At 67.4% G+C, this 21,333-nt stretch carries 15 protein-coding genes; 8 read left to right on the top strand and 7 right to left on the bottom strand.

Annotation, left to right across the window (positions count from 1 at the left end; genetic code table 11):
- Positions 1-3 precede the first annotated feature (3 nt).
- Positions 4-2,586, bottom strand: coding sequence for a TonB-dependent receptor (locus HLH35_RS15080; protein ID WP_246385135.1), 2,583 nt, complete (start codon positions 2,584-2,586; stop codon positions 4-6).
- Positions 2,587-2,888: 302 nt separating this feature from the next.
- On the opposite strand from HLH35_RS15080, the gene HLH35_RS15075 reads away from it, so the two are divergent.
- A complete protein-coding gene (locus HLH35_RS15075; protein WP_182979920.1) occupies positions 2,889-3,839 on the top strand; it encodes a LysR substrate-binding domain-containing protein in 951 nt (316 codons plus the stop codon).
- 94 nt (positions 3,840-3,933) lie between these two features.
- On the opposite strand, the gene HLH35_RS15070 is transcribed toward HLH35_RS15075, so the two are convergent.
- The 3 genes from HLH35_RS15070 to HLH35_RS15060 all read right to left on the bottom strand — a co-directional run bounded on the left by HLH35_RS15070 (position 3,934) and on the right by HLH35_RS15060 (position 6,974).
- Complete coding sequence (locus HLH35_RS15070) at positions 3,934-4,749, bottom strand: sulfotransferase family 2 domain-containing protein (protein WP_338029367.1); 816 nt, start codon at positions 4,747-4,749, stop codon at positions 3,934-3,936.
- Between the two features lie 139 nt (positions 4,750-4,888).
- A complete protein-coding gene (locus HLH35_RS15065) occupies positions 4,889-6,142 on the bottom strand; it encodes an alpha/beta hydrolase (RefSeq protein WP_182979919.1) in 1,254 nt (417 codons plus the stop codon).
- A gap of 43 nt (positions 6,143-6,185) precedes the next feature.
- Complete coding sequence (locus HLH35_RS15060; protein ID WP_220790706.1) at positions 6,186-6,974, bottom strand: class I SAM-dependent methyltransferase; 789 nt, start codon at positions 6,972-6,974, stop codon at positions 6,186-6,188.
- A 292-nt stretch (positions 6,975-7,266) separates the two neighbouring features.
- On the opposite strand from HLH35_RS15060, the gene HLH35_RS15055 reads away from it, so the two are divergent.
- The gene (locus tag HLH35_RS15055; protein ID WP_246385134.1) at positions 7,267-8,673 is read left to right on the top strand and encodes an amino acid permease; all 1,407 of its coding nucleotides are present in this window, start codon (positions 7,267-7,269) and stop codon (positions 8,671-8,673) included.
- A gap of 9 nt (positions 8,674-8,682) precedes the next feature.
- Here the strand turns inward: HLH35_RS15055 and HLH35_RS15050 are convergent, their stop codons facing one another.
- Together HLH35_RS15050 and HLH35_RS15045 are read right to left on the bottom strand one after the other, a co-directional pair.
- Entirely contained in the window at positions 8,683-10,935 is a 2,253-nt protein-coding gene (locus tag HLH35_RS15050) for a TonB-dependent receptor (protein WP_182979918.1), read from the bottom strand.
- An 81-nt stretch (positions 10,936-11,016) separates the two neighbouring features.
- Positions 11,017-11,814 (bottom strand): AraC family transcriptional regulator, encoded by a 798-nt coding sequence (locus HLH35_RS15045; RefSeq protein WP_182979917.1) that lies wholly within the window; start codon positions 11,812-11,814, stop codon positions 11,017-11,019.
- 384 nt (positions 11,815-12,198) lie between these two features.
- Between HLH35_RS15045 and HLH35_RS15040 the strand changes: the two genes are divergently transcribed.
- Together HLH35_RS15040 and HLH35_RS15035 are read left to right on the top strand one after the other, a co-directional pair.
- Positions 12,199-14,178, top strand: a complete 1,980-nt coding sequence (locus tag HLH35_RS15040; protein WP_182979916.1) for a S9 family peptidase — start codon at positions 12,199-12,201, stop codon at positions 14,176-14,178.
- On the top strand, positions 14,175-15,620 hold the full coding sequence (locus HLH35_RS15035) for an amino acid permease (RefSeq protein WP_182979915.1): 1,446 nt from the start codon (positions 14,175-14,177) through the stop codon (positions 15,618-15,620). Before HLH35_RS15040 ends, HLH35_RS15035 begins: the two co-directional genes overlap by 4 nt.
- Before the next feature lie 18 nt (positions 15,621-15,638).
- Here HLH35_RS15035 and HLH35_RS15030 read toward each other — a convergent pair whose 3' ends face one another.
- The gene (locus tag HLH35_RS15030) at positions 15,639-16,280 is read right to left on the bottom strand and encodes an FMN-binding negative transcriptional regulator (protein WP_182979914.1); all 642 of its coding nucleotides are present in this window, start codon (positions 16,278-16,280) and stop codon (positions 15,639-15,641) included.
- Positions 16,281-16,501: 221 nt separating this feature from the next.
- Here HLH35_RS15030 and HLH35_RS15025 point away from each other — a divergent pair, with 221 nt between their 5' ends.
- Genes HLH35_RS15025 through HLH35_RS15010 form a run of 4 tightly spaced genes read left to right on the top strand, consistent with a single transcriptional unit; the run spans position 16,502 to position 21,325 of the window.
- Complete coding sequence (locus tag HLH35_RS15025; RefSeq protein WP_182979913.1) at positions 16,502-17,476, top strand: alpha/beta hydrolase fold domain-containing protein; 975 nt, start codon at positions 16,502-16,504, stop codon at positions 17,474-17,476.
- Positions 17,434-18,630 (top strand): PepSY-associated TM helix domain-containing protein, encoded by a 1,197-nt coding sequence (locus HLH35_RS15020; RefSeq protein ID WP_182979912.1) that lies wholly within the window; start codon positions 17,434-17,436, stop codon positions 18,628-18,630. The genes HLH35_RS15025 and HLH35_RS15020 overlap by 43 nt, the downstream gene beginning before the upstream one ends.
- Positions 18,627-20,012: an amidohydrolase family protein gene (locus HLH35_RS15015; RefSeq protein ID WP_220790705.1), complete on the top strand. Its 1,386-nt coding sequence runs from the start codon at positions 18,627-18,629 to the stop codon at positions 20,010-20,012. Before HLH35_RS15020 ends, HLH35_RS15015 begins: the two co-directional genes overlap by 4 nt.
- A complete protein-coding gene (locus HLH35_RS15010) occupies positions 20,009-21,325 on the top strand; it encodes an amidohydrolase family protein (protein WP_182979911.1) in 1,317 nt (438 codons plus the stop codon). Before HLH35_RS15015 ends, HLH35_RS15010 begins: the two co-directional genes overlap by 4 nt.
- Positions 21,326-21,333 lie beyond the last annotated feature (8 nt).

Here is a 21,333-nt window from a genome sequence, read left to right as displayed (position 1 = left end):
CGATCAGTATTCGGCGCTGATCGTGCCGAAATATTCGCGCACCGCGCCGCGCTCCAGCGACTGGTAGTCGCCGCCGTCGCCGGACTGGCCGCCGATGGGGAAGCCGTTCTCGCCCATCATCGCGATATATTTCTGGTTGAAGAGGTTATAGACCTCGAACGCCAGGGTCACGTTCTTCAGCACGCTGAGATTGCCGAAGCGGTATTTGGCGCCCAGATTGGCCATCCAGTACGGCGAGATGTGGGTGTCGTTCATGTACGAGAAATAGCGCTTGCCGTAGTAGTTCACATCGAAATGGGCCGATGCGCCCTTGTACTCGTAGGACAGGCTGGTCTTGTACATCACCTGCGGATAGGCGAGCATCTTGGTGCCCTTGATGTCGCAATCGCCCGAGAGCGGGCAGATATTGACGTGGTCCGCATAGGTGAAGTGGTTGTAGCTGATGGAGTTGGTCCAGGCGAGGCCGCGCGCCAGCCCCTCGAAGGGCTGCAGGGTCAGCGCGGCGTCCATGCCCCACATCACCGCGTGCTTCGAATTGACCACCGAGGTGATCGGATTGTTCAGCGAGCCGACCGAGGCCGAGATCAGGCGGTTGTAGACGTCGGAATGATAGCCGTCGATCGAGGCCTGGAGCTTGCGCGAGGTGTAGCGGTAGCCGACGACATAGGTGAAATCACGCTCGTTCGGCAGATGGCGCTGGAGCTCCCGGAACGCATGCTGCGACGAGACCGCCCAGGGCGACACCGAGCCGCCCGAGGGGGCCACCATGAACGGGCGCATATTCTCGGCGAAGTCGAAATAGACCTCGTGACCGCGTCCGAAATGGTAATCGAGGTTGACGGCCGGCAGGAACGCGGCGGCCGAGGTCATCGACCCGCTGGGCAGGCCGGACTTCACGCCCACGCCGGTGCCGTAACCGGCATCGACATTGCCGTAATCCGCGCCGCCCGACGTTGTCTGCAGCATCGAGCGGAAGCCGTACGTCACCGTCAGCCCTTCCACCGGACGCCAGGCATCCATCACGTGGAACTGGAAGCTGTTGGTGTTCCACGTGAAGCCATAGCCCTGCTGGAACGCGGCGCCATAGGTGGTGTAGGGGCCGACCGTCTGCAACGGGGTGCCCTGGCCGTAGACCGGCTCGTTGTACCAGTACAGGCCGGCGCGCTGGGAATTGTTCTCGTACCAGCCGCCGACATTGATGGTGTGGCGCCCGACATGCCAGGTGAACGCGCTGGTGAAGCCGAAGCGGCGATAGGCGTTCTGCCACACTTCTTCGGACAGCGGCGCGCCGGTGCCCGGCGACTGCGTCCAGGGATCGCCATAGGTGGCATGACCGTCGAACGCGCCGGCATAGAAGACCGTGTTCCAGCGCAGGGCGTTGGTCAGCGCCAGGTCGGCGTCGATGCCGCCCAGATAATCCCGCGTCGACTGGCCCGCATCGTAATAGGCGGTGCCGACACCTTCGTTCGTGTTCTGCCACGAGGCCGGAATGGTGGGCGTGGTACCGGCAGGGAAGACCAGCGGCGTGCCGCTGCCGACATCATAGGCGCCGGGGCCGGTACAGGCCGGCGTGCAGGTGCCGCTGTTGCCGTCGCCATTCATCCACGCATATTCGGAGGCATTGTAGGCGCCCCGGTAGTTCGGCGCCCAGGATTCGGTCCGCCAGCCGGCATTCTTGAGGATGCTCAGCGACTTGTCGGCGTAGCCCCAGACCTCGGCGTCGTTCCAGTTGAAGATCGCGGTGATGCGGCTGTCATGGCCGATCGGCTGGACGAGCTTGCCGTTGACCGTCTGCATGAAGCCCGGCGTGTCGGCATCGTATTTCCGCTCGTCCGACCGCGAGTAGGCGGTGTAGAATTTCGTGCCGGTCTGGTTCAGCGCGCCGCTGTCGACGCGCGCATAGGTGCGCAGCGTGCCGTAGCTGCCGAACACCTGCGACACCTTGGCGCCGGCCTTGTTCTTGGGATCGGATGTGTGGAAGCGCATGGTGCCGCCCAGGCTGGAATTGCCCGGCAGGTCCACGCCGCCCGCGCCCTGCGAGGTCTCGACGCCCTGGATGTCGTCGGAGATCCAGGCATCGGCGATATTGACGCCGTTGACGCTGGTATAGGTCTGGTCGTTCAGCGGGATGCCGTCCAGCGTCATCCCGATCGAATCCTGGAAGAAGCCGCGCACATAGACGCTGGTGCCCCAGGTATCGATGCCAAGCGGATCGCTGGAGCTGAAGCTGACGCCCGGAAGCTGGCCGACCGATTTGAGAATGTTCGTGCCCGCGACCTGCGATTCCAGCATCGCGCGGCTGATGCTGGCTTCGGCGCCGTGCGAGACATGGCGGCTGGCCGTGACGTCGAGCGCCTCGGCCGCCGCGCGGGGGGCGGCAGTGGGGCGCACGGAGACATGCGTGCCGCCGGACGAGGCGGCGGGTGCCGCGGCCTTCGCCGCGCCGTGGCGCGCATGGGCCGGCTTCTTCGCAGAGGGGGCCGATGACGTGGCGGGCTGCGGTGCCGTCTGCGCGAACGCCGGGGCGCCGATCATGCTGCCGATGACACCGCCCAGGACCGCCGTTCCGAGAAGTCGCGCACGCAAGAATTGTCCGTTTCGCACCCAAACCCGTCCTGATCGCATGTGCCGTCTTTCCCCCCAAACGCCGCGTCGCGCGTCCCCGATCCCGGTTGCCCGCTTCAATTCAGTCTCGAAACAAGAAAGTTCCGTTGACAAGACATTTTGTTCCGGGGCGTCCGCTTTCGGTGAAACAGATGCGCCCGTGACACACCCGTTAATCCATCGAAATAATATGTAAAAGTTGCCTTCGTTGCCATTGTGGTGACCAAAAGGCACCACTATCCTGTTGCCGAGACCCGTTCGCTTCCTCCCGTTTCCGGCATGCCATGGCAGACAGACGCAATTTCCCGCCCTTTGGGCCGCTCCGTGCCTTCGATGCGTTCGGCCGCACGCGCGGCATCCGTCGCGCGGCCGAATGGCTGCAGATCGACCATGCTGTCGTCAGCCGCCATCTACGGGCGCTGGAAAAATGGGCCGGAGTGCCGCTGCTGGATCGGGCCGGCGGCGGGCTGACCGAGGCGGGCCGGATCTATCACGACCGGATCGCCACGGCGCTGGACGAGATCGCCCGCGCGACCGAGGCCCTGCGCGCCGGCGACCTGCCGCAGCTGAGCGTGTGGTGCGTGCCGGGCTTCGCCTTTCACTGGCTGGTGCGCCGGCTGGGGAGTTTCCGCGCCGAATATCCGGACATCGACCTGCTGCTGCGCCCGACCGACGCGCGCGCGCGCTTCTGGTCCGACGGTGTCGATGCCGATATCCGCTACCAGATCGACGGCAAGCCCCACGAACCGCAGCCGGGCATTCGCCAGGCGGAACTGGCCCGGCCGCCGGTCTTTCCTGTCGCCAGTCCGGATTTCCTGCGACGGGCCGGGCCGATTCGCGCGGTCGGCGACCTGCTGGCGCACCCGCTGCTGGCGGAGGAAGACAGTCGCGAATGGCTGACCTGGCTGGCCCGGCAGGGGGTGGCGGCGCCATCCATGATCCCGGCGGTGCGGCTGTGGCATGCGCATCTGGTGCTGGCCGCGGCGCGGGAGGGACAGGGCGTGGCCCTGGCCAATCCGTTTCTGCTGGAAGACGATCTGCGCAACGGAACGCTGGTGCGGGTAGGGCCGCCGGAGGCGCCGTTCGACGGCGTTGCGATCGGCGCCTATACGCTGTTCATCGCCGAAAACAGCTGGGAGCGCCCGGCGTTGATGCGGCTGCGCTCCTGGCTGACGCATGTTGCCGGGGCGTTCCTGCCCCCCGAAGGGCCACCTGCCGCCTCCGGCGGGAGCTGAAGCAGCCGAAAGTGCCGGCGCCTGTCCGGTCATGCGGGCTGGTGAGCAAGAGCGGCCTTGATGGCCGCCCGCCGCTAAGCGCAGAAAACTGCCGTCAGGCCGCTGCCAGCGGGGCTTCTGAAACCGCCTCTCGGGTGCTTATGCGGTCGAACAATGCGATATCCTGGCGGTAGGCAGCCTGGATGCGCGCCCGCTGCCGATCGGTCGGCACCAGGAGGTGGGGCCGGCCCGCGTTCAGGCGCGGCAGGCGGACGGGGCCCAGTTCCGGCATCAGGTCGGACAGGTGTGCGACATCCTCGATGCGCAGCAGGTGACGCACCGCCGGCTGGCCGGCCCGGCCGGTGACGTACCAGGATTGCGGGCGGAAGATATGGTCCATTCCATAGACCGAACGGGCCTGTTCGACATGATCGAGCGCGTCGTCCAGCGACTGGAAGCCCATATAGCGGTCGCGGAAGCCGGGTGCGACCATGCGGTCGCGCGTGCCGCCGTTGCGGGCATAGCTGTAGGCCGACAGGAACCGGTCCACCGGGTCGCGCAGGATGGCGAAGCTGGGCAGGTCGCGCACCAGGCCGGGCACCACGTCCTGGAAATAGCGGATGGATTCGTGCGAGAGCGTGCGGCCATACAGCGCGGTGGCGATCGAGGTCCCGGCATTCTTGGGCACATGGACGAACAGGACGCCGCGCCGGGCGATCAGCGCCATGCGCTCGCGCCGCTTGACGCCCATGGGCAGGCGGATGCCGGCGCGTGCCGTCCATTCATGGATGTCGGTCGGCAGGCGGAAGCCCATGAGGCGGGTGACATGCGCGAAGGCCCGCGCGGAAGACGAGGAAGCGGGCGCCCGGTCGGAGGTACTGCTTTCCTTGACCGCCGGCAGGGATGACATCGTCTTCTGGTGGGCAGCCACGGTTTGTCCTCCGGTCGAAACAGGTGAACTGGACCCTAGCAGCAGAAACCGGCATGGAAAGCCGTGATGCCCATCACGTTACAATTGGAAATTATTTGCACAAGTGGAAATAATTCTTCGGCGCGATTCCTGTTTTCCTCTATTTTCCTGATAAGGAAGACATATTCTTGCCGGATTCTGTCGGTCCGGCCTCTGGCCGGCGTGCGACGGGTGCGCAGTCCGGCGTGACGGGCATACCGCCCATGACAGAACGGGTGAAGGCGGCGGAATCGGGCAGCGACGCCATCACCGTCTGCGAATGATCCAGCCCCCGATAGAGATGGGCCTGCACCGTCGTGCCGGCCCGGCATGCGTCGCGCACCAGAAGAAGCTGCCCCTGAGGCGCGACGTCGCGGTCTTCGCTGCCCGTTCCCACGAAAAGCGGAGCCGCCAGCTTGAGGGTTGGAAAGGCCATGGCCTTCAGCGCGGGGGCCAGGGCGCGCGGCAGGGTCGGCCGGAAGCTGTTGGCCCGTGTCAGACCATCGTCGCGCACGATATCGAGCAGGCCGGACAGGCATGTATCAGACGCCGCACGAAAGGCGCGCATTGCCCTGGGGGTGAAGGCTGTCGCGGGGTCGAAGGCGGGGTCGAGACCTGCTGTCGATGCCCCGATCAGCAAGGCGTAGGCCACGACGGGGTCCACCTGCCCTTTCGGCGGCTTGCCGGCCCCGCCGTGCGAGCCGGCCATGAGGGCCTTCGCGATCTCGGGCGTCATGTAGGGAATGCCGGTGGCGACCGTGCCCCGGATGTCGAGCGTCGGCGCATAGGAGGGCGCATAGGCGGCGGCGGCGAAGGCGGCGCCCCCGCCCTGCGACTGCCCGACGATCATGACCGTATCGCGCAGGTCCGGCAGGCCGGACAGGGCGGCGCGCACGCCGTCCAGCACGCTGTAGGCCTCGGCGCGGGCATTGAGGTAGGGATGCGTGCCCGCGCTGCCCAGGCCCTGATAGTCGGTCGCCACGATGGCGAAGCCCCGGCGCAGCCATGCGCCCAGATAATCCTGGTCCCGCACCGAATGCGGATTGCGCGACGGCGCGCAGGCATTGGCGATGCCGACCGTGCCATGCGCCCATGCCACGATCGGCCAACCGCCTGCCGGGGGCGTGCCGGCCGGATAGATCACCTCGCCCGTCACGGGCACCAGGCCGGTCCCCGTCACGCCGTCGGTGGAGAGATAGGTGACGCTCAGCGCCCGGCCGGAGCCCGGAATGCCGTCCGCCGGATCGAGCGGCGCCTGGCCGGTCAGCATTCCGGCAGCGCGGATGACTGGCGCGGGCGGCGCCGGGCGCGGCGCGGTCTGACACGCGGCGAGAACGGGCAGACACGCCGCCATCAGGAGGGATCGCAGTTTCATGGCATGGCCCGATTCTGGCTGTGGTACCTGGCGTGCGCGGGAATTATCGTGCCGGCTTGCGGAATTTCAGCACGACCTGGTCGGTATGGCCGCGGATCGCGGGGTCGAAGACCGGCAGGTCGTGGGTGTCGTCCGGATTGGCGAGCACCTTGCTCTCGCTTTCGAAATGGAAGCCGGCGGCCTGGACCTGCTGGCGGATGATCGCCGGGTCGATCCGGTGCAGCTTCGCCACGTCGCCCCCTGCCCCGGGATTGGCCACATGGTCGATCACGATGAACTCGCCGCCCGGACGCAGCGCGGCGAAGACCGATCTGTCGAACGCCAGCGCGGCGTCGGGGCCGCTGGCGTAATAGATGTCGTGATAATTCTGCGACGTCCACACCAGGTCGAGCCGCTTCGGCACCTGGATCGCGTCCAGCGGCTGGACCAGGACCGAGACATTGGCGAATACCGGCATGGCGGCAATGGCGTTGACCGCATCGGCCGCCGCCGGCTTCTTCGCCACCAGCCAGGTCGGGACGATGGCCCAGACATGTCCGTCGCCACCGACCACGTTGCTGAACAGGCGGGTGAAATAGCCCTTGCCGGGCATGATGTCGGCGACGTTCATGCCGCGTTTGAGACCGGCGAAGGCGAGCAGGCTGGCGGGCTTGCGATCCGCGTCGCGGGCGACGTCCTCGTCCGGCCGGTCCTTGCTGGCGACGGCAGCGGCGATGCCGACCGCGGCACCGCGGCGGCCCTGATAGAGGGGGGATTGCGCGCAAGCCGGCGCGATGGCGGCGGCGACAACCGTGCCCATCATGACGGTGGCGAGAAGACTGCGAACGGCCATGCCTTGTTTCTCCATACCCGCGCCGCTGCGGCGCGCCGGCGGCCGGTCTGCCGCCCTGTCAACTGCCGGGAGGATCGGGGCCGAAGCCGGCCTGCCCTGCCGGGAAGCGAGACGAGCATAAAACCGATTGGGAACAGGCGAAAGGCCATGAGACATGACCGGATTCAACGGCCGCCCGCCCGAGCGTTCCTGCCCCCGTTCCTGCCCCCCGTTCCTGCCCATGACATTTCGATACCGATATCTATAATCGGACCGGACAGGCCCCGGAAGAGCAGGACAGGACACCACGCCGATGACCGAACAGCCCGCGCCCTCCGTCCTGCACAAGCGGCATGTGGCCATGATCTCGATCGGCGGGGTGATCGGCGCCAGCCTGTTCGTGGGCTCGTCCGCGTCGATCGCCACGGCGGGGCCGGGGGTCTTCCTGTCCTATCTGCTGGGCGGGCTGATCATCCTGTGCGTCACGCGCATGCTGGGGGAAATGACGGTGGAGGCGCCCCAGGCCGGGTCGTTCGTGGCGCATATCCGCCGGGGGCTGGGGGCGCGTGCCGCCTTCATCGGCGGCTGGACCTACTGGGTGATGTGGGCGACGATCCTGGGGATCGAGACCATCGCCGGTGCCAGTTTCCTGGCCCCGTTCGTGCCCCTGCCCTTCCTGGCGATCGAATGTGCCGTGCTGGCGGCCATGACCGCGATCAACCTGTTCTCGGTCCGGGGGTATGGCGAATTCGAATACTGGTTTTCCATGACCAAGATTTTGACCATCGTGCTGTTCATGGCGCTTGGCGTGGCCGTGCTGGCCGGGGTGGGACACCGCCATGTCGACATGGCGGCCAACCTGATGGCGGGCGGCGGGCTGTTTCCTCATGGCGGCTTTGCGCTGATGGCCAGCATTCCGGCCATCATGCTGTCCATGTCCGGGACCGAGATCACGACCATCGCCGCCACCGAATCCAGCCATCCGGCCGACAGCGTGCGCCGGGCCGCGCGGTCGGTCGTGATCAAGATCCTGGTCTTCTATCTGGGGTCGATCGGGCTGATCCTGTGCCTGATGCCGTGGAACCGGATCGTGCCCGGCCATTCGCCGTTCCTGGCGGCGCTGGAGCATGTGGGCCTGCCCTATGCCCCCATGCTGATGACGGCGGTGATGCTGGTGGCCACGCTCTCGGCGCTGAATTCGGGCCTGTACATCACCTCGCGCATCCTGCGCGAACTGGCCGAGGCCGGGGATGCGCCGCGCTGCTTCGGCGCGCGCGGCGGCAACGGCACGCCGCGCGTGGCGATCCTGGCCGGCAGCACGGTGGCCGCGATCGTGGCGCTGGCGGGGATGGCGGCGCCGGGGAGCGTGTTCGCCTTCCTGGTCAGTGCCACGGGTACGTTCGTGCTGTTCGATTATGTGCTGGTGGCGCTGGCGCAGATCCGGCTGCGGCGGGAGGCTATCGCGCGGGGCGCGCGGCCGGCGCTGCCGATGTGGTGCTTCCCGTTCCTGTCCTACGCCACGCTGGCCACGCTGGTGATGTCGCTGCTGACCATGCTGGTCGCCAGCCCCGGCACAAGGCGCGAGATCGTGCTGGGGGCGCTGACGCTGGGGCTGATCATGCTGGCCGAACGGGCAACGCTGGCGCTGCGCGACAGCGGACACGACGGTCGGGGCGCGAATGCGGCGTTGCAGGGCGACACGCTGAGCGCGCCGCCCTGATCCCGGCGATCAGAAATCCGTCGTGAAGGAAAATTTATAGGTCCGGGGCAAGCCTTCGAGCAGATAGCCGCCATAGGCCGACGCCCAGTAGCGGGCATTGCCCACATTATCGACGCCGAAGCGTAGCGTGACCGGTTTGTGCGCCGTGACGAACGTATAGCGGGCCCCGAGGTCGAAGCGCGTCCAGACCGGCAGGTGCAGCGTGTTGGCAGTATTGACCCACTGCTTGCCGGTATTGACCACCCGGCCGGTGATGGTGCCCCCACGCAGGAACGGCAGATCATATTCGATATTGGCGTTGATCGAATAATTGGGCACGCCGATGGCACTATGGCCGTTCTGCAGCCCCCCGGCGGTACGCCTGAGATCCGCGTCGATCAGCGTGGCGCCCCCGTTGAAGCGCAGGCCGGGCATCAGTTCGCCGTTGACGTTCAGTTCCGCCCCGCGATTGCGCTGCATGCCGTCGACCGTGAAGATATACTGGCCACTGGTGCCATAGGCCGCCGTATAGGAATTGGGCTGCGAGATCTGGTAGAAAGCCAGCGACGCCGCGAAACGCCCGATATCGTATTTCGCGCCGACCTCGTACTGCACCGAGCGATAGGGCGGAAAGACCTGTCCCAGATTGACGACATTGCCCGATGCCGTCGGCCCCTGCGAAAGGCCTTCGATCCGGTTGAAATAGATCGAGGTCTGGCGTGTCGGATGCACGACCAGCCCAACCACCGGCGTGATCGCCCCCTGATCGTAATCGGCATTGCGCGCCCCGCGTCCGGGAGCGTTATAGTCGAAACCGGCGACCATCAGGTTCTGGTACCGGAATCCGCCCGTCAGCGCCACGCGATTGTCGAAAAATGACATCGTGTCCGAGAAGAACAGACTATAGAGCCGTGTACCGCTGATCTGCTGGGGGTTGGCGACATTGCCCCCGGTCAGGGTCTGGTCTGGCGCCCCGGTATAGACAGGGTGATAGAGGTTCGTGGAACTGTAGGGCCATGCATAAGCGTAGGCACTGTCGCTTTCTTCCCACAACGCGGAACCGCCGGCATTGATCTCGTGCTTGACCGGCCCGGTCGCGAAATGCGCACGCACGCCGCCGCGCGTACTCTTGTTGGTCTGCACATATGGCACATAGAGATTGCCGTTGGTGCTGTCACCCGTGCTTGCGTCATTGACCGTCAGGACTTGGTAATTGCCCTGCTCGTGCCCGCTCAGCCCGCCGAAGGCGGCATAGAGCGTGACGTGCTTCGACAGGTCATGTTCGACATTGAGCATCCCGAAGATGTAGTTGAGATCGTTATATGTCCAGGGCTGACCGAAATTGGCGCCGGGCGAGACCGGGCGCGGAACATGCGTGACATCGGCGCCGAGGAAGATGGCCGGACGCCCCCAGTTGACGCCCTGATTTTGGAAATTCATATCCAGGCTCACGCGTGTCCGGTCATCATGCCAATCGAAATCGCCGCCGACCGCGACGGAATGGCGGCGTTCGTGCGCAATGGAATCGGTGCCATCCATACCCGCGACGTTGATGCGTGCGCCAAACGCATGGTCGGTACCGAAGCGCCGACCGACATCGACGCTGCCGCCCCCCATGGCGCTGCTGGTGTAATCGCCAGTCAGACGGGTGATCGGGGCATCGGTGGCGTGTTTGAACATCAGGTTGATATTGCCGCCGATCGCCGATCCGCCCGGCGCCGCGCCATTGAGAAAGGCGCTGGCCCCGTTGAGGACCTGCACCTGGTCATAAAGCTGCGGCGAGACGAGCTGGCGCGGCGTGATGCCATACAGGCCGTTGATGGCAACGTCGTCGCCATAGACCTGAAAGCCGCGAATGATGAACATCTCGGAAAAATTACCGTAGCCATAGGTCGTGCGGACCGACGGATCGTTTTCCAGAACCTGGCCCAGCGTCTGCGACTGCTGATTCAGGATCAGGCTGGCATTGTAACTGCGGATGTTGAAGGGAACGTCGATCCCTTTCTTGTTGCCCAGGACGCCGAGCTGCCCGCCGCTTGAGACCTGCATCTGGTTGCGGCGTTTGGCCTCCACCACGATGGCCTCGTCCCGCGTCGCCTGCTTCACCGGTGCCGGCGCTGCCCCCTGTGCCGCATGCGTGGCGGCCGGCTTTCGGCCATCGGTCTGCGTGCTGCCGGCCGCGCGGGCGATCGCATGGGGCGACACGCCCGCCATCAATGCCAGCAATGCCAGATTGAAGGGCCTTTTATACCCGGAGCGGTTCGGACGACAGGGATTGGGCATGATGGGGCACTCGCGATGCTGCGCCTCGACCGAGGCATTGAAGATATGATTTGGAAAAGATATTTATTGGAACAATCTTTTCTATATTTTTATACTTCCTCGGCAATACGCGCTGGGCGACATGCCGAAGATCCGGTGGAAGGCGGCGCTGAAGGCACTGGGGCTGTCGTAGCCGACATCGTAGGCAGCGGTCGTGACCGAATGCCCTTGCTCCAACAAGGCGATCGCCTCGATCATCCTGGCCTGCTGGCGCCAGCTGGCCAGGCCCATGCCTGTCTGTTCGCGAAACAGGCGCGTGAAGGTACGCCGCCCCATTCCGGCCTCGAGCGCCCAATGATCCAGGTCGCGCCCGTCGGTCGGGTTCAGCAGCAGGGCACGGCAGACACGCACCAGCCGCCGGTCGGAGGGCATGCTGATCTGCAACCCGACGCTGGGCATGCGATCCAGCTCGTCCAGCAGCAGGCTGGTCAGCCTGACCTCGCGCCCCTGCGGGGGATAGGGAAAGCGGAATTGCAGGACTTCATCGATCAGCGCGCGCACCAGCGGCGTGGTCTCGAACACATGGCAGCGATCGAGCCATTTGTTCAGCGTGTTGTCGACATAGAGCGTCCGGAACTGTACCGCCGCGCGGGTCGTCACCTGATGGTGGGTGCCACCCGGAATCCAGATGGCGCGGTTGGGCGGCAGGATATAGCTGGCCGAACCGGTCGTCACCGTGATGATGCCCGACAGGGTCAGGGCAAGCTGGCAGCGCTCATGGGCATGGAACGGATCGGAAAAACCCGGCGGATAATGATCGGCCAGCCCAACGACCGGGCTGGCATCATGCGGCAGATCGCTGCTGCGCTTGATCGGAAGGATCTTCGCCTGCGTTGACATTCTTCCCTCCCCTCCCTCACCCCGGTTTTTGGTGGCACTGGCTCATGACCATATCGTTACGTTAATAGGTCGTTGCGATTTCGGTCTGTTCAGGCAGGGCCAGCCACCGTCTCGATAGGGCCAAAACAGATCCGCCAGGACGGGCTGCCCGGGCTGTCGGCAATGGGCCGAGCTTTGTCTCGAACAGGCCGCCCCGGCGCCCCGGAACAGGTCACATGCGCCGTTTCCGGTTCCAGATCAATCTCTTGGCCAGAAAGCCACCCTCGGCGCAGCCCGGAGACGACCGCATGGACAAGATGGCATGCCGGTGAAACGATATCCCGACAATCGCAACGAATCCCGTTGCCCGCCCCCATGACGCACTGCCCAGACCGGGACCCGATAATGGCGCGATACGGTTTTTCCTTCTGTCTTCCGCTGGCGCGCTCCGCCGCTGCCCTGTGCGCGCTGCTCGGCGCGTCCTCCCTTGCCCGCGCGACCCAGCCCGCCGCCCCGGCGATCACGCCGGAACAGATCAGCACGCTGCGCGGCGTCGGCGATATCGCTCTGGCACCGGACGGCCGGCACATCGTCTATGGCGTGCGTGCGTTTGCCGATCCGGCACGGCCGCCGGTCACACGGCTCTGGTTCCAGCCCGTCGCGCCGGATGCGCACGCCGTCCGGCTGGAGGGGTCGCAGGACAATGACGGCCATCCGCGCTGGTCGCCCGACGGGCGGCATCTGGCCTATATCGGCCGGCATGGCGGCGCACATGACACGATATGGCTGGCCGGCCCGGCGGGCGAGGCCCCGCGCGACCTGGGGCCCTTCGCGGGGGACGCGATCGATTTTCGCTGGTCTCCCGATGGTGGCCGTCTGGCGGTTCTGGTCCGTCCCGTCCCTCCGTCCGCGCCCGTCGCACGGGTCGACGGGTCCGCGCCGGACGACATGCCGCCAGGGCCTGGCCTGGTGATCCTGACCCTGGCGGACGGGCATATACGGCCGGTCGCGCTGGACGCGCATGCGGTGTTCGACGTCGAATGGGCACCCGATGGACAGTCGCTGGCCGTGCGCGCCGGCCGCTCGGACGGGCTGGACGCATTCTGGTACCAATCCGCCATCAGCATCGTCGATACCGCCGGTCATGTCCTGCACCGCCTGCCGGGCCGGGCGACGGCGGTGCATCCGATCTTTTCGCCCGATGGGAGCCATCTGGCATGGGGGCATTTCGACCAGGATGGAATCGTGGGCACCGTCAGCCGCTACGATCTGGCGGATGGACGCGCCCGCAAGATAGGTGCCGGCTGGCCCGGATCGGTCCGCGCCATGGCATGGAACGCGGATGGACGGAGCCTGACGGTGCTGGGTTTCCATGACATCGCGCCCTGTCTCGGCCGGATGGATGCCGCGAACGGCACAATAAGCCAGACAGTGGATCTGGGCGGCGAGCCCTATGCGTTTTCCATGGCCCGCGACGGCACCGTCGCACTGCCGGCCAGCACGCCGACGCGCGCCGAGGATGTATGGATCGTTCAGGATGGCCACGGCCGGGCGCTGACCGACCTGAATCCGCAGGTGAGCGGCTGGCCCCTGGGCGCGCAGCGGGTCGTTCGCTGGCAGGGCCGCGACGGCACCGCGCTGAGCGGCCTGCTGGTCCTGCCGCCGGGGCAATCGCGCGACCTGCCGCTGTTCACGCAGATTCATGGCGGACCGTACGATGCCTGGGCACAAGGATGGCTGGGCTCTTGGCATGACTGGGCGCGCCTGCTTGCCAGCCATGGCATTGCGGTGTTCATGCCCAATCCGCGCGGGTCGGATGGGCGCGGCACCGCCTTCGCCGAGGCCACGCGCGGCGATTGGGGGGGCGCGGATGCACGCGACATTCTGGACGGCATCGACATGCTGACCCGCCAGGGCGTTGCCGACCCTCGCCGCCTGGCGCTGGGGGGATGGAGCTATGGCGGCTTCATGGCCGCTTGGATGGCCGGACATGAAAAGCGGTTCCTGACGGTGATCGACGGCGCGGGCATCACCGACCTGCGGACGATGGCGCTTTCGACCGATGTCGGGCCCGGTTTCCTGCCGCCCTATTTTGGCGATCCGATCGACCGGGCGGCGGACTATGCCGCCCATTCGCCGATCAATGCGGCCAGCCTGGCGCACATGCCGATCCTGCTGCTGCACGGCATGAGCGACGCGCGCGTGCCGCCGGAGCAGGCGACGATATTCTTCAACAGCCTGAAGGCGCAGGGCACGCGCGTGGAGCTGGTACGCTATCCCGATGCGCCGCACTGGTTCGGCGGCGCGGTCGGTGCCATGGTCGAGGAAGACGTGCAGCGCCGGGTCCTGGCATGGCTGACGCCCATCCTGAGGCCGGCCCCATGAGCGCGCCCCGGACATTGCGCCGGGCGCTGGGCCCGGTGGACCTGCTGCTGCTGGGCGTGGGCTGCGTCGTCGGGGCCGGGATCTATATCCTGCCCGGTGTCGCGGCGGCGGAATATGCCGGGCCGGCCGTCACCCTGTCCTTCCTGGCCGCCGGGGCCGCCTGCGGCCTGACGGGGATCTGCTACGCCGAACTGTCGACCGCGATGCCGATCGCCGGAGCCTCGTACAGCTACGTCACCCGTGCGTTCGGGCCGGGGGCGGCCCTGTGGGTCGGCTGGATGCTGACGCTGGAATTCCTGCTGGCCGGCGCGGCGGTGGCCACCGGCTTCGCCAGCTATCTGCAAAGCCTGCTGGTGGCGCTGGGGCACGGGCTGCCGGCGGCACTGATCCAGCCCAGCGTGGGGTCGGCCGCCGGCATGGCGGGACCGCATGCCAACCTGACCGCATTCCTGTCCCTGATGCTGATCGCGGCGGCGCTGGTGCGGGGGGTGCGGGAATCGGCCCGCGTCAACACCGCCCTCGTCGTGGTGAAGACGGGCGTTCTGCTGGTGTTCCTGGGCATCGGGATCGGCCATGTGAATCCGGCCAACTGGTCGCCTTTCCTACCACCCTCCGAGGGCGGGTTCCGTTTCGGCGTGCCCGGCGTGCTGCGCGCCGCGTCGATCGTCGTCTTTGCCTATCTCGGCTTCGACACTGTCGCGACAGCGGCGGCGGAAGCCCGCCGCCCGGCACGCGACCTGCCGATCGGCCTGATCGGAACGCTGCTGGTCAGTGCGCTGCTCTATGCCCTGGTTTCGCTGGTTCTGACGGGCCTGGTGCCCTTCCGTGGCCTCGACGTGCCCGATCCGGTGGCGGAGGCCATGGCGGCGGTCGGCTATCCGCGCATCGGCATCCTGCTGCGGATCGGCGCGCTGACGGGCCTGGCATCGGTGATGCTGGTCAATACTTACGGCCATTCGCGCATCTGCTTCGCCATGGCGCGCGACGGCCTGCTGCCCGGATGGTTCATGCGGCTGCACCCGCGCCACGGCACGCCGGGGCTGGGCATCGTGCTGGCCGCCGCACTTGCGGGCCTGCTGGCGGCATTGTTTCCCATCGGCGTGCTGGCGGATCTGGTCAGTATCGGCACCATGGTCGCCTTTTCGGGCGTGGCGCTCAGCGCCATGCGGTTGCGGGTGGTCGCCCCGGACATGGCGCGGCCGTTCCGCATCCCGCTGGGTGGCGTGCATGCCTTTGGCCTCTGGCTGGGGATGGTGCCGGTCTGCGCCCTGATCGTGTCGGTGGGGACGATCTGCATCGTCCTGGCCGGTATCGGCCAGCAGGCCGTGTCCGGCCGGCCGTCGGCCGCCATCTTCCTGCTGCTGTACCTGGCGGCGGGGGCGTTGCTGGCCCGCCGCCAGTCCCGCCGTCGCGGGGGTGAAGGTGCGGATAGGGGGCTCTGACGCCCCCGTCCCGCTTTTTCAGGCGCCGGAGATCACGCGGCCGAACGCCGCCATGTCCTCGGCCACACGGCGCTGTTGCAGGGTGCCGCATGACAGCGCGTCATGCACCCCCTGCCAGTCCTCGGGGCCATTATGCTGACCCAGCCGGATCTGCCCCCGCAGCGTGTCGAGGGGGATTTCGAACCCTGCGATGCCGCCGAGCAGCCGATCGATATAGGTTGCGACCTGCGCCGGCCGCCACGTCCCCCCGGCGGGCACCGCCAGGGCACTGCCGCGCTCCAGGATATCGCGCAAGGCAGCCGCATCCTCGATCACGGTCGGAATGCCCGTCGCATGGACGGCGCTGTACAGCCAGGTCGGAACGCGCGGGCTGGTGCGGTACCAATCCGGCGAGACGCCGGCGTCGGCCCCCAGGAACGTCACCAGCACCGGCCGGCCGGCGGCCAGATCGGCCAGTTGCGGGTTACGACGATCGAGATGGCCGACCAGCGTGCCTAGCGGACCACGATGGCGATCCAACAGCAACGGCAGATGACAGGCTTCAGGCGCACCCCCATCGGAGCCCGCCGACATGGTAATGACCGTGCCCAGACGCGCGCGCGCGATCAGGTCGTGCAGACAGGCGGTATCGTCGCAAACATAGTCTGGTGGAACGTACATGACACAGAGGCTTCCGGCTGAGTGGGGATCGCACATCCTACCACCCGCGCGCCGACAGGCCGTTGTCACCGGGCCAGAACATGCCGCCACCGGGCCGTGATCGTAACGATTCCAGATCGTTCCGCCTCATGGCCCGACCGCTGGCCTCTTTGACCCTTTCCGACACGCCCGCCGCACCAGTTTCGACAAGAATGGGCTCGAGACAGCGGAGCCCCACAATCGTGACCTCAGCCCTTCCTCCAGGCCTTCTGGACCCCGAGATCGCGGCATTTCGCCGGCATATGGCGCAGGCCGGACGGGATTTTCCGCCGTTCGAGACCCTGCCGCCCGAAACCGCCCGCAGCCTGGCCGCCCAGGCCCGCGCGACGCTGCCGGCCAGGGCGCCGGCCCTGGCCGACGTCAGCGACATTGTCCTTGGCGAAACCACCCCGCCGCTACGCGCGCGGATCTTCTCCCCCGGCCCGTCGTCGCCGGATGGCGTGCTGGTCTATCTGCATGGCGGCGGGTGGACCATGTTCGGCCTGGATACGCATGACCGGCTGATGCGCGAATATGCGGCGGGGGCCAACATGGCCGTCGTCGGGCTGGATTATGCCCTGGCGCCGGAATACGTGTTCCCCGTGGCGCTCGAACAGATCATGGATTGCCTGCGCACGCTGCCTGTCCATCTGCCCGCGCTTGGGGGCCTGCCGCTGTTCGTCGGCGGGGATTCAGCGGGCGCGAATCTGTCGCTGGCCGCCGCGATCGGGTTGCGCGACGCCGGAATCACGACCAGGCTGCACGGGCTGCTGCTGAGTTATGGCGTGTATGACAGCGCCTGCGACACCCAATCCTATACTCGTTTCGCCGGGCCTGATTTCATGCTGACGCGCGACGAGATGCTGTTCTTCTGGCAACGCTATATCCCCGATGCCGACCGACGCGCGCTGCCGCTGGCCTCTCCCCTCCGGGCGGATGTCGCGGATCTTCCGCCGGTGTTCATGACCATTGCGGAATGCGACGTGCTGGCGGACGAGAACCACGCCATGGCCGAGCATCTCCGCGCCGCCGGCAATGCCGTCATCGCCCGGTCCTATCCGGGGACCACCCATTCCTTCCTCGAGGCGCTGGACATCTCCGGGGTCGCCGCCAGCGCGGTGGCGGAACAGGTCGCATGGCTGCGCGCGAGCTGCGCCGAATGCGAGCCGGCAACATGACGCTGCGCCGGGGCCTGTTCCTGGCACATCGTTATGCCGGGCTGGGCATTGCGCTGTTCCTGATGGTCGCGGCCGTAACCGGCACGCTCCTGACCTTCCGCGACCGCGCCGATGCCATGCTGAATCCCGGACTGTTCCGGGTGTCGGCGGGCCCGGTGCGGCCGGCGCCCGAACTGGTGGCGCGCGTCCTGGCCGACCATCCGACCTGGCGCGTCGTGCGCTTCGCCCTGCAACCGCATTCCGGCGAAGCGCTGCGTGCCGTCATGGTCCGCACGCCCGATGCGGCACCCGACGACGTGTTCATCGACCCGCTCGACGGGGGCGTGGTCGGCACCCGCTCCCGGCAGGCAGGACTGGACCGGGCCCATGCGATGCAATTGATGTACGACCTTCATGCCACCCTGGCGCTGGGCACCGCCGGGCGGCTGTTCATGGGGGTAGCCGCGGTCTGCTGGTTGGCGCTGACCGTCGCCGGGCTGGTGATCACCCTTCCCCGCCGCCGGCCGCTGCTGGCAGCCTGGCAACCGGCGTGGCGCCTCAATCGCCAGATGCTGGCACGCCGCCCCTGGCCCGAACTGCACCGCGTGATCGGACTCTGGACGATCCCGTTCATGATCGTGATGGCGCTGACATCGGTCGCGATGAATTTCTTCGACGAGGCCTTCGCGCCCGTCGCGACCTTTCTGTCGCCGCCCCGTGCCGGCTCGCCCTTCGCCGACGACGCGCCGCCCCCTGCCATCCATGCCGGCCCGCTTCTGGGCTACGCGGCAGCCGAGGCCATTGCCCGGACCTGGGCCGCGCATGTCCATCCCGACATGCTGCCAATCGCATTGACCGACGACCCGGCGCGGGATCTGTATGGGGTATCGTTCACGCCCGGCGGCACCGCGCTCTATACCGGTTTCGGACGGATCACCTGCCATATCGACCGACATGACGGACATATCGCATGGATCGACGATCCGCATCTGGATGGTGCCGGCACGCTGGCGATCCGCGCGCTCTATCCGCTGCATAGCGGGCAGGTCGCCGGGTGGCCGACGATGGGCTGCGTGCTGGCCATTGGTATCGCCACCGGCTTCATGATCGTCTCCGGCGTACTGCCCTGGCTGCGGCGGCAGTGCCGTCCGGCACGTTCCGACCGGCGGGCATGACGATGCACCGCGCCCCTCGCTGCCTGATGATCGGGCTGATGGCCTGCCTGACCGCCACGGAGCCGGGAGCGGCGGCAACCCCGCCCTGGCTGCGCGACCTCTTCCCCAGCACCTACAGGCCCCTGCCGCGCGAGGACACGCTGATCGTCCATGCGACCATCCTGGACGGGGTGGGCCACCGGATCGAGGACGGAGCGCTACTGATGCGTGACGGCAGGATCGCGGCGGTCGGGCCGCATCTGGCGGACGCGAAGGCGCACATGATCGACGCGCGGGGGCGCTGGATCACGCCCGGGCTGATCGATATCCACAGTCACGACGGCACCTATGTCGTACCGATCACCGCGACGGACGAGGATGCGTCGGACGTGAGCGAATTGTCCGACCCCAATGCGGCGGACAGTTGGATCGAGACCGCGATCAATCCGCAGGACCCGGCCTTTGCCCGCGCGCTGGCGCACGGGGTGACGACCTTGCAGGTTCTGCCGGGCTCCAGCCCGATCTTCGGCGGCCGCTCGGTGGTGCTGCATCCGATCCCCGCGACCACGATGCAGGCGATGAAGGTCCCGGGCGCGCCCTGGGGCATGAAGATGGCCTGCGGCGAGAACCCCAAGAGCGAGGATGCCGAAAAAAGGCGGGGACCGACGAGCCGCGAGGGAGAAATCGCCTTTATCCGCGCGGCTTTCGCCAAGGCCGACCGGTATCGGCAGGCCTGGGGGCGTTATTTGGCCGGACAGGGCACACAGCCCGACGACGACGCGCGGCTGGACACGCTGGCGGCGGTGCTGGACGGCAGGATCGCGGTGCATATGCACTGCTACCGCGCCGACGAAATGGCGGTGATGCTCGATCTGAGCCGGGCCCTGGGCTTTCGCATCGCCGCCTTTCACCACGCGGTCGAAGGCTACAAGATCGCACCGCTTCTGGCCCGCGCGCATGTCTGTGCCGCCGTATGGTCCGACTGGTGGGGCTACAAGATGGAGGCGCTGGACGGTATCCGCGAGAATGCCGCCTTCATCGACGCCGCGGGCGGATGCGCCATGATGCACTCCGACTCCCCCTTTCTGGGTCAGTGGCTCAACATCGAGGCCGGCAAGGCCGCCGCCGCCGGGAGGCGCGCCGGACTGGACCTGCCGCCCGAACATGTCATCGGCTGGCTGACGGCCAATCCCGCCCGTGCCCTGGGGCAGGAGACGCGGATCGGCACCCTGGAACCCGGCAAGGACGCCGATGCCGTGATCTGGTCGGCGGAACCGTTCAGCGTCTATGCCCATGCCGACATGGTGTTCATCGACGGCGCGGTGGCGTTCGATCGTGCCGATCCGCACCGGCGGCCCCGGACGGATTTCGAGCTGGGCCGCACGCCACCGGAGGCGCCATGATACGGGCCGCGCGCATCGCGGCCCTGGCAATCCTGGCGGCGCTGCCGCCATGGGCACAGGCGCGGGCGGCTGACGGGCCTGTACCGGTCATCGCCATCGTGCATGCCTTGGCCATGCCCGTTGCGACGCCCCCCGTTGCCGACGCCACCATCCTGATCGCGGGCGGGCATGTGCGCTCGGTCACGACGCATGGACCGGTGCCACCCGGCGCGCGGCGGATCGACGCGCGCGGGCGGATCGTCACCCCCGGCCTGTTCAGCGCCGCGACGCAACTGGGGCTGGTCGAGGTTTCCGGCGCCCGCGATACCGATGATCGCACCGTGTCACGCGGGCCGCTCGGGCCGGCCTTCGACGTGCAATATGCCCTGAACGGGCATTCCAGCCTGTTGCCGCTGGCACGGGCCGACGGTCTGGCCTGGGCGATGAGCTACCCCGGCGGCACGCAGCTGGCGCCGTTTGCCGGCCAGGGCGCTTTGATCCATTTGCGTCCCTCGGGCGACATCCTGGCCCATGCCGGCGCGGCGATGGTGGCCGCCATGGGCGACATTGCGCTGGCACCGGCCGGTGGATCGCGGGCCGCGCAATGGGTCCTGCTGCGTGCCGCCCTGGCCGAGGCACGGCAGCCCCCATCCGCGCACGACCCGGCATCCGGACGTATCCTGGCGCCGGTCGATCGCGTGGCGCTGGCGCCGGTGATCGCCGGCACCATGCCGCTTCTGATCGTGGCGAACCGTGAATCCGACATTCGCCAGGCTATCCGCCTGACACGGGAGACTGCGATCCGCGTGGTGGTGCTGGGCGGAGCCGAGGCCTGGCGCGCTGCGGCCGACCTGGCGGCGGCGCATGTACCGATCATCCTCGATCCGGAAGCCGACCTGCTGCAGACCTTCGACTCCCTGGGCGCGCGGCTGGACAATGCGGCGCTGCTGGCCAAGGCGGGCGTGGAAATCGCCTTTTCGGTGCCGGGCAACGGGATCTACCTGAGTTACGACGCCGGCCTGGATCTGCGCGAGGGGGCCGGGATCGCGGTCGCCAACGGATTGCCCTACGCGGCGGCGCTGCGTGCGATCACGGCGGCGCCCGCCGCGATCTGGGGCGTGCGTGGCGCCGGAACCCTGGTATCCGGTGCCGGCGCCGATCTGGTGCTCTGGGACGGCGACCCGCTGGAACCGGCCAGCAGTCCGGCGCTGATGTTCATCGACGGGCACGAATTATCGCTGTCCACCCGCCAGAGCGCGCTGCGGGACCGCTACGCGCCGGCACGACCCGATGCTCCGCCGCGCGACACCGCCCTGCCGCCCGCCTATCGCTGAGGAGTCCC

Origin of the sequence: Gluconacetobacter asukensis (genome assembly GCF_014174375.1) — a bacterium.
GTDB lineage: Bacteria > Pseudomonadota > Alphaproteobacteria > Acetobacterales > Acetobacteraceae > Gluconacetobacter > Gluconacetobacter asukensis.
This window is presented reverse-complemented; position numbering and strand designations above follow the sequence as displayed.

Bases quoted from the DNA above. Each gene is read 5' to 3' on its own strand.
- HLH35_RS15075 (WP_182979920.1), top strand. From the start codon at position 2,889: ATGGCAGACAGACGCAATTTCCCGCCCTTTGGGCCGCTCCGTGCCTTC.
- HLH35_RS15065 (WP_182979919.1), bottom strand. From the start codon at position 6,142: ATGAAACTGCGATCCCTCCTGATGGCGGCGTGTCTGCCCGTTCTCGCC.
- HLH35_RS15060 (WP_220790706.1), bottom strand. From the start codon at position 6,974: ATGGCCGTTCGCAGTCTTCTCGCCACCGTCATGATGGGCACGGTTGTC.
- HLH35_RS15055 (WP_246385134.1), top strand. From the start codon at position 7,267: ATGACCGAACAGCCCGCGCCCTCCGTCCTGCACAAGCGGCATGTGGCC.
- HLH35_RS15050 (WP_182979918.1), bottom strand. From the start codon at position 10,935: ATGCCCAATCCCTGTCGTCCGAACCGCTCCGGGTATAAAAGGCCCTTC.
- HLH35_RS15045 (WP_182979917.1), bottom strand. From the start codon at position 11,814: ATGTCAACGCAGGCGAAGATCCTTCCGATCAAGCGCAGCAGCGATCTG.
- HLH35_RS15040 (WP_182979916.1), top strand. From the start codon at position 12,199: ATGGCGCGATACGGTTTTTCCTTCTGTCTTCCGCTGGCGCGCTCCGCC.
- HLH35_RS15035 (WP_182979915.1), top strand. From the start codon at position 14,175: ATGAGCGCGCCCCGGACATTGCGCCGGGCGCTGGGCCCGGTGGACCTG.
- HLH35_RS15030 (WP_182979914.1), bottom strand. From the start codon at position 16,280: ATGTACGTTCCACCAGACTATGTTTGCGACGATACCGCCTGTCTGCAC.
- HLH35_RS15020 (WP_182979912.1), top strand. From the start codon at position 17,434: ATGGCTGCGCGCGAGCTGCGCCGAATGCGAGCCGGCAACATGACGCTG.
- HLH35_RS15015 (WP_220790705.1), top strand. From the start codon at position 18,627: ATGACGATGCACCGCGCCCCTCGCTGCCTGATGATCGGGCTGATGGCC.
- HLH35_RS15010 (WP_182979911.1), top strand. From the start codon at position 20,009: ATGATACGGGCCGCGCGCATCGCGGCCCTGGCAATCCTGGCGGCGCTG.